7 protein-coding genes are annotated in these 8,392 nt (G+C 46.9%); 1 reads left to right on the top strand and 6 read right to left on the bottom strand.

Annotation, left to right across the window (positions count from 1 at the left end):
- Window positions 1–140 precede the first annotated feature (140 nt).
- The 6 genes from QUA77_RS06545 to QUA77_RS06570 form a co-directional block, all read right to left on the bottom strand.
- Window positions 141–1,247 (bottom strand): 30S ribosomal protein S1, encoded by a 1,107-nt coding sequence (locus QUA77_RS06545; protein ID WP_333037183.1) that lies wholly within the window; start codon window positions 1,245–1,247, stop codon window positions 141–143.
- Window positions 1,248–1,513: 266 nt separating this feature from the next.
- The gene (nrdR, locus tag QUA77_RS06550) at window positions 1,514–2,071 is read right to left on the bottom strand and encodes a transcriptional regulator NrdR (protein ID WP_333037206.1); all 558 of its coding nucleotides are present in this window, start codon (window positions 2,069–2,071) and stop codon (window positions 1,514–1,516) included.
- Window positions 2,072–2,287: 216 nt separating this feature from the next.
- Entirely contained in the window at window positions 2,288–2,383 is a 96-nt protein-coding gene (locus QUA77_RS06555) for a photosystem II reaction center protein T (RefSeq protein WP_006635641.1), read from the bottom strand.
- A 143-nt stretch (window positions 2,384–2,526) separates the two neighbouring features.
- On the bottom strand, window positions 2,527–4,056 hold the full coding sequence (psbB, locus tag QUA77_RS06560) for a photosystem II chlorophyll-binding protein CP47 (RefSeq protein ID WP_333037184.1): 1,530 nt from the start codon (window positions 4,054–4,056) through the stop codon (window positions 2,527–2,529).
- 198 nt (window positions 4,057–4,254) lie between these two features.
- A complete protein-coding gene (locus QUA77_RS06565; RefSeq protein ID WP_333449623.1) occupies window positions 4,255–4,584 on the bottom strand; it encodes a hypothetical protein in 330 nt (109 codons plus the stop codon).
- A gap of 707 nt (window positions 4,585–5,291) precedes the next feature.
- Complete coding sequence (locus tag QUA77_RS06570) at window positions 5,292–6,035, bottom strand: DUF3800 domain-containing protein (RefSeq protein ID WP_333037186.1); 744 nt, start codon at window positions 6,033–6,035, stop codon at window positions 5,292–5,294.
- 218 nt (window positions 6,036–6,253) lie between these two features.
- Here QUA77_RS06570 and mnmG point away from each other — a divergent pair, with 218 nt between their 5' ends.
- Window positions 6,254–8,170, top strand: a complete 1,917-nt coding sequence (mnmG, locus tag QUA77_RS06575) for a tRNA uridine-5-carboxymethylaminomethyl(34) synthesis enzyme MnmG (RefSeq protein ID WP_333037187.1) — start codon at window positions 6,254–6,256, stop codon at window positions 8,168–8,170.
- Window positions 8,171–8,392 lie beyond the last annotated feature (222 nt).

The raw sequence follows: 8,392 nt of genomic DNA on the forward strand, positions 1-8,392 counted from the left end.
AGGGCGTAAAGTCGTATCAAGCTGCCCACAAATAATTCGCGCAATTTTCATTTTTTTGACTCACAGTCAACAGTCACAGAGCGATATAAATAAAAAAAAAAGAGGGAATTTTCCCTCTTTTAATCACACTAACTGTGATGTTATTCTTCCGTCGCAGGAGGGATTTCTTCCTCTACATCTAATACTGCTTCGGGTGCTGCTTCGGGTGCTGCTTCAGGTGCTGCTTCCAGTGCTACTTCCGGCAGATCCTCTTCCATTGCTGAGGGTACATCTTCGTCGAGTATTTCGTCGGAGAGGTCATCACCATCGATGGAGTCTACAGGAATGTCTATGCCTGCTTTAGCTTGCTTTTGAGCCAGCATTTTCTCGCGGAACTTAGCTGCCATTTCCTCAGCTTTTTCGTATACCAATTCGCGATTTTTGACCATCGCGCCCGGTTCCGGTTCCAACTGCTTGGTGGAGAGAGAAATCCGGCCCCTCTCGGCATCCAAGTCAATGATCATCACTTTCACTTCGTCGTTGACATTGAAGACGCTATGAGGCGTATCGATGTGATCGTGTGAAATTTCCGAGATGTGCAACAAGCCGCTGACGCCGCCGATGTCGATAAAAGCACCGTAAGGCTTGATACCGCGTACTGTACCGATGACGACTTCCCCGACTTCGAGGCGGTTCATCTTGCGCTCAACTAAGGCGCGACGATGACTCAACACTAGGCGGTTGCGGTCTTCGTCTACCTCTAAGAATTTTAATGGTAATTCTTCGGCGACTAATTCTTCCTTCGGTTTGCGGGTACTGATGTGAGAACCGGGAATAAAGCCTCGCAAGCCTTCTATTCTCACGAGTGCGCCGCCGCGGTTGGTGGCAAATACTTGCGATCGTACTGTGGCATCTTCTGCTTGCAGTTGTCGCACTCTTTCCCACGCCCGCATATACTCGATGCGCCGAATGGACAGGGTTAATTGTCCGTCTTCATTTTCATCGGTTAGAATGAAAAATTCTCTGGTTTCGTTTGATTGCAATACCTCTTCTGGGCTTTCGACTCGATTGATCGACATTTCCTGAATGGGAATGTACGCTGCTGTTTTAGCACCGATATCAATCAGAGCGCCCCTGGGTTCTATACTAAAAACTGTACCCGCTACTACATCGCCCGGGCTAAAGTGATAGTCATATTTATCAAGTAGGGCTGCAAAATCTTCGTGAGTAAAGCCGATGTCTTTGACTGTGGTTTTGAGATTGACCATGCGAATAGTTTCCTAGGATTTCTCTCCTTCATGTTTTTCGTTTGTGCCGGCAGATATTCGAGATTTTGGTGAAAAAGCGATTAACTTTTTTCAAAATCTTTTACTAAAGTCAGTTTTTGCTAACTTTTGCCAGGTGCAACTGCACACCAGCGCTTGCCATTACTGTTACTCCATACTCTGTGTTAAAACGTTTAATCTTAACATTCCGAGTCAAGTAGACTATTATAACTTACACGCATACTGGTTTAAAATTAATTTAAGCGAGCTTAGCTGGGAGTAGCGCAGGATGCTGGGCTTTCTCGATCGACTGCTTCGGCATCCGGCAAATCTGCGTCAAAACTTGTCCCTGTTTCTGTAACTTCAGCTTCGTTGAGGGGATTCTGAAGGTGATTTAGGGTATCTACAAAATCTCGGATGCCTCGAAATTGGCGATATACGGAGGCAAAACGGACATAAGCAACTTCGCTGAGCGGCCGCAGGTGCAACAGCACCAGTTCCCCAATTTCTGAACTGCCGATTTCTCGGAGCGATCGACCTTGGAGTTGCGCCTCAATTTCTTCGGCTAGGGTTTCTAGATGCCCGGAAGACAAACCTGTTTTTTCGCAGGCCCGAATCAATCCCCTAACTAATTTTGACCTGTCAAAAGATTCGCGCTTGCCGTCCCGCTTGATCACCGTAATCGGCACAAATTCTATGCGTTCGTAAGTTGTGAAGCGGTGCTGGCAGCTCAAACACTCACGCCGCCGACGGATGCTTTGACCTGATTCGGCTGAACGCGATTCTAGAACGCGACTATTTGTGTGTTGGCAGGAGGAACAGCGCATGATTGCTGATTTTAACAGGCATTGCCAGCAAATTGCCATTCATCTAACCGCCTGGGGTCTGATGAATGGCTGGACTAGAAAAATAACTTAGCAAACAGCGGTAAAATAGTCCCGCACCAAATTCGTTAGCGCAGCCCTCGAAGAGGATCACTTATGATGCGGGCTAACCGCAGTCCGGTTCAGGATATTTTGGACTTGCTGGAGGCGTATAGCTAATTATTTGCCAATCCGGGGAGGTTCCCGAAAGGCGATCGCAAAAAATAGTACGCCTATAGCTAAAGCCAGAATCAAAATGTAAGCAACACTTTCCATGTTAAATTTTCCCTATCTTCCCTTGCCGTATTATTTTATCTTAATTGTTGGTTTTATTATTAACTAAAAAAACCCGGTTTCTTGAAGAAACCGGGTTTTTGTGTAGCGGGGAAGTTTCCCCTCTACCCAGAGGCTGGCGAAATTTAGAGAGGTTCTTGTCTTCTGGTGGTCACGTCGCCCAGTTTTTGGAACAGGCCCCACTCGACTTGTTCTTCCAGGTCAGCCTCAACTCCAGCAAACACGTCGCGGAAGATTGTCCGAGAACCGTGCCAGATATGGCCGAAGAAGAATAGCAAAGCAAAGCAAACGTGTCCGAAAGTGAACCAACCGCGAGTCGAAGTGCGGAACACCCCGTCAGAGTTCAAGGTTTCGCGATCGAATTCAAACACTTCACCTTTTTGAGCAGCGCGAGCAAACTTCTTAACATCTAGAGGATTATTAAAGGTTTGACCGTTAAGTTCGCCGCCGTAGAAGCTGACGGTAACTCCGCTTTGTTCAAAGCTGTATTTTGATTCAGCACGGCGGAAGGGGATGTCAGCACGAACGACCCCATCTTTGTCCGTCAAAATTACTGGGAAAGTTTCAAAGAAGTTGGGGAGGCGGCGAACCGACAATACCCGACCTTCGCTGTCAGTAAATACTGGATGGCCCAGCCAAGATTTAGCAATACCGTCGCCATTGACCATCGCGCCGGCCCGGAACAAACCGCCTTTAGCAGGAGAGTTGCCCACGTAGTCGTAGAAAGCCAATTTTTCTGGAATTTGTTCGTAAGCTTCTTGGAAGCTTTGGCCACCGGCCAAGCTAGCTTGAGCTCTGCGATCGATTTCTTGTTGGAAATAGCCACTGTCCCACTGATAGCGAGTCGGGCCAAAAAGTTCGATCGGAGTTGCAGCAGAACCGTACCACATCGTACCCGCAACCACAAAGGCTGCAAAGAACACGGCAGCGATACTGCTAGAAAGTACAGTTTCGATATTCCCCATCCGCAGGGCTTTGTAAAGACGTTCCGGCGGCCGCACTGTCAAGTGGAACAAACCGGCAATTACGCCGACTACGCCCGCTGCAATGTGGTGAGCCACGATGCCGCCCGGATTGAACGGATCGAAGCCTTCAGGGCCCCAAGAAGGCGCCACTGGCTGGACGTGACCGGTCAAGCCGTAGGGGTCGGACACCCACATTCCCGGACCAAAAAGTCCCGAAAGGTGAAATGCGCCGAAGCCGAAGCAGAGCAAGCCGGAGAGGAACAGGTGAATCCCAAACATTTTTGGCAAGTCGAGGGCTGGTTCACCGGTGCGAGGGTCTCTGAAAAGTTCTAAGTCCCAGAATACCCAGTGCCAAACTGCTGCTAAGAACAGCAGGCCCGAGAGGACGATGTGAGCGACGGCGACGCCTTCAAAGGACCAGAAGCCAGGATCGACGTTACCTTCGCCAGTGATGCTCCAACCGCCCCAAGAACCCGTAACTCCCAAGCGAGTCATGAAGGGCAACACGAACATCCCTTGACGCCACATCGGGTTCAGAACTGGGTCTGTGGGATCAAAAACTGCTAGTTCATAAAGGGCCATTGAGCCGGCCCAACCTGCCACGAGGGCTGTGTGCATTAAGTGTACAGAAATCAATCGGCCTGGGTCATTTAAGACGACTGTGTGTACGCGATACCAGGGTAGTCCCATTGACTGCGGTTCTCCAAGGTGTAAGTGATGATGTCTATTTTTACGGAAAAATCAGATTCTGAATCCCCAGCAGTTACCTGCAGGGTTTAAACTCTGCCTTTTGCCGACTGCCATCTACCTTCAAAGGTGGAGGCATAAAAATGAAAGTTATTTAAAGAAGTGTATCGAGTGTTAGAACCGATTGCAATATGTTGAGCATTACATTAGTTGCGGGTTGCCCATTTCGCAGCGGGCGGCGATCGTCCCGAGGCGTTCGAGGACTTGCTCGGCATCGATCAGTCTGGTGAGGGTAACGTTGCCGATATTTTTGGCGGGATCGGCGGGATCGGGACGGACTGCTGGTTGGACTTCTACCATAAGTACAGCGTCTTCTACCCGGTAGAGCCACATTTTTTCGTTGCGATCGAAAAGACAGAGGTTGAGCTGTTTGATGTCCGGCGGCCGCCTCCAGGCGGCGTGACTCCACTCGCCACCTACGCCCCAGACGCGCCCAACTTTCCAGCCGTCGGATAAGAAGAAGTATTTCACTTGTGTACGCTTGTTGAGATTTTTTTGTCTAACATAGCGCAAAACTGCAACAGTACGGAATTTATTGAACCGCGAAGGCGCGTTAGGCGAAGGAATAGTAGAGAAGATGTAGGTAATCTGCAAGCTGTTGGGGGTAAATTTACCTAATTGTCAGATATGTTTCGGTCTGGTTAATCGGCAAAACTTCCAATCTTAGATTTTTCAAGTCGAGTGGAATTCCTAGTATTTCGAGAAGGAAGACTCCTCACAGCGCCTCGCTTGGTTCAGGAAGTTCTAACCATTCAAATGTGTATTGTGGCGATAACAAGGTTGTGGTAATTTGGCTCTTTTAGTCGCTTGCTGTCGATCGCATCATCTTAATCTCGATTAATATGCCTCAATTATGATCGTTCGATATTTTACCAAACCTTTTAATATACTATATAATGGTATTAAATGACAGGTGCCCCGAACTGCACGGGGAGGTATGGTACGGTTGAGATACCGTGCGCCTGTCAGAGACAAGGTGCCCCGAACTGCACGGGGAGGTATGGTACGGTTGAGATACCGTGCGCCTGTCAAGCTGAAACACAAAGATGTTTTATAACAATACCCCGGTTGACAAAACAACGCCCTGCCAAGGCGTAGAGTGTTCTTTTAAACACTCAGTAAGGGCGAAATCCACGGCTATTATAGTCGTGGATTCGCATTTAAACTTACCCTTCATTTTAGCGGTCTTCAAAGTGGATTTTAGACTGGAGAATAGGAATTTTCAACAACTGCATTTTCGGCTCAAGTAGATTGAAGGCTTCCTCCAATTCAGTATGACCACTGGCTGTCTCTGCTTCCTTTGAATAACGATCGATCAAGTACACCACATAATCTGCTAGCTGCAAACCCGTGTAAAATTCTGAGAAGCCAAACAAAGGTAGTTCCACAAAGTTAGAAGAGTTTTTTTGTAACTTCCAATCTCGATACACTTTGAGCAATCTCCCATCCTGAATACTGGTATGCTGAGTTGAGCGCGAATCCATAAGTAATATTCCAGTTTCGTTATATTGCTTTAGATAAGCATCTAGCTGCTCTAATAATTGATTGAAAGCTAAGCGATACAAACCAGTTTCATCTTTAATATCTTCACTGGTTTCGCGCAATCTTTTTTTGTTGACTTGAACAGCGAAGATATGGCAAGGTAACTGACTCATAGTTTCTGAAACTTCCTTGAACGCTTGAAGACGAAATTTCCTTGGAAAATTCTTAAATGAACCCACACCTTGCCAAATATCGCGCCCCTTAAGTTCCCAGTCTTCAGGTTCCCTCCCACTAAATAGCTCTTTTTTAAGTGCTGAAAATTGTCTATCCATTTGTGACCAGTGCTGGACATGGATAGCAAAGCTAGCTAAAAAAAAGAAATTTGTCTCCATATCTTTCCAGCCAGTGCCACCTTCATCAACATAAAATAAAATCGTCATCTTGCCTGATGGTAACTTTTTGACATAAGCGTTACATTATAAGTGTTTTTTAGCCTGTAAGTTATACTAGAATAAAGACAAGACTAAAACCCCATCTCTCACCGGCGCTTATATTGAGCGCAAACATCCAGGATACAAGCCCCCAGATTAATCCGTGGAGTCACCTATTCAATCTAAAATCTAAAATCTAAAATCTAAAATCTAAAATCTAAAATCGAATGACCGCACAAACTCCAGTTCCATTCCAAGACAGTTTCGACATCATCGTAGTAGGTGGCGGACACTCCGGCTGCGAAGCAGCCCTCGCCACTTCTCGCCTCGGCTGTCGCACCCTTCTCCTCACCCTCAACCTCGACAAAATTGCGTGGCAACCTTGCAATCCGGCTGTCGGCGGCCCGGCTAAAACCCAACTCACTAACGAAGTTGATGCGTTAGGCGGGGAAATTGGCAAAATGGCCGATCGCACCTACTTACAAAAGCGCGTCCTCAACGCTTCGAGAGGCCCCGCAGTGTGGGCCCTGCGAGCACAAACTGACAAGCGGGAATACGCCGCTGTAATGAATAATATTGTCGAAAATCAAGAGAATTTGACCATCCGCGAAGCGATGGTAACAGACTTAGTTTTGGGCAAAAACGAAGAAGTTATCGGAGTAGAAACATACTTCGGCGTCGCCTTTGAATGCAAAGCAGTAATTCTGACCACAGGTACTTTTTTAGGTGGCACAATTTGGGTAGGCAATAAGTCGATGCCCGCCGGACGTGCGGGAGAATTTGCCGCCGTTGGATTGACGGAAACTCTCAATCGTTTGGGCTTTGAAACAGGCAGGTTAAAAACAGGAACTCCGGCAAGAGTTGACAAGCGTACTCTGGATTATACCAACCTAGAACCGCAGCCGGGAGATGCAGAGGTTCGCTGGTTTAGTTTCGATCCAGAAGTCTGGATAGAACGCGAACAAATGCCTTGTTATTTGACTCGAACTACGCCAGCTACTCATCAGTTAATTAGAGACAATTTGCATCTTTCTCCAGTCTACGGCGGCTGGGTTGATGCTAAGGGGCCGCGCTATTGTCCGAGTATTGAAGATAAGATTGTACGGTTTGCCGATAAGGAAAGTCACCAGATTTTTATTGAACCGGAAGGTAGAGATATTCCTGAACTTTATATCCAAGGATTTTCTACTGGTTTACCGGAAAATTTGCAATTGCAAATGCTGCGGACTCTTCCGGGTTTGGAAAAGTGCGAGATGATGCGCCCTGCTTATGCTGTGGAGTACGATTATTTGCCGGCTACTCAGTGCTTTCCAACACTCATGACTAAGAAGATTGAAGGGCTGTTTTGCGCGGGTCAGGTGAACGGTACAACTGGATATGAGGAGGCGGCTGCACAGGGGCTCGTGGCGGGGATTAATGCAGCCAGGTTTGCAAAAAATCAGGAGATGATTGTGTTTCCTCGCGAGCAAAGTTATATCGGCACTTTGATCGATGATTTGTGTACGAAGGATTTGCGGGAACCTTACCGGATGTTGACTTCGCGATCGGAATATCGGCTATTATTGCGATCGGACAATGCTGACCAACGCTTGACGCCGCTGGGACGGGAAATTGGTTTGATTGACGATCGCCGGTGGGAGTTGTTCGATCGCAAACAAGCTAATATTGTGGCAGAGAAGGAACGCTTGTACTCGACGCGGGTGAAAGAGCACGAGGAAGTAGGCAAGGCAATTTTTGCAGACACTCAACAAGCGATTAAAGGTTCAATTACTCTGGCTGATTTGTTGCGTCGTCCTGGCTTTCATTATGTGGATTTGGAACGCTACAACTTAGGCAATTCTACTCTGAAGTTGGCTGAAAAAGATGGTGCAGAAATTGACATCAAATATTCCGGCTACCTGCAAAGACAGCAAAATCAAATCGATGACATTGCCAAACACGAACGCCGACAATTGCCCGCAGATTTAGATTACATGGCAATTACAACTCTCTCCAAAGAATCGCGGGAAAAGTTGGCTAAGGTGAAACCGCTGACTATTGGCCAAGCTGCCAGAATTGGTGGGGTAAATCCGGCTGATGTTAATGCTTTGTTGATTTTTCTGGAAGTGCGAAACCGTCAGCAGCCAGCGGGTGTTGGTAAATAAGCTCAACTAGAGGTGTATCAAGGCTTCCTTCAATTTTATGAAATCGCAGTATGAAAAAGTGTGACTCTTGTGGAACCACTATTTTGTTCGGCGGATTTCATATTGAGGGATATAGATTCTGGGCTTTGCTGAGTCACGGTATGAATAGACCTCTTGCAAAAAAAATCTATGTTATAATTAAAGGTTTTGAATTTTAGATCTGAAAGCTAACTCATAATTGTA

The sequence above is a fragment of the Microcoleus sp. K5-D4 genome, from assembly GCF_036704575.1.
Taxonomy (GTDB): Bacteria; Cyanobacteriota; Cyanobacteriia; order Cyanobacteriales; family Microcoleaceae; genus Microcoleus.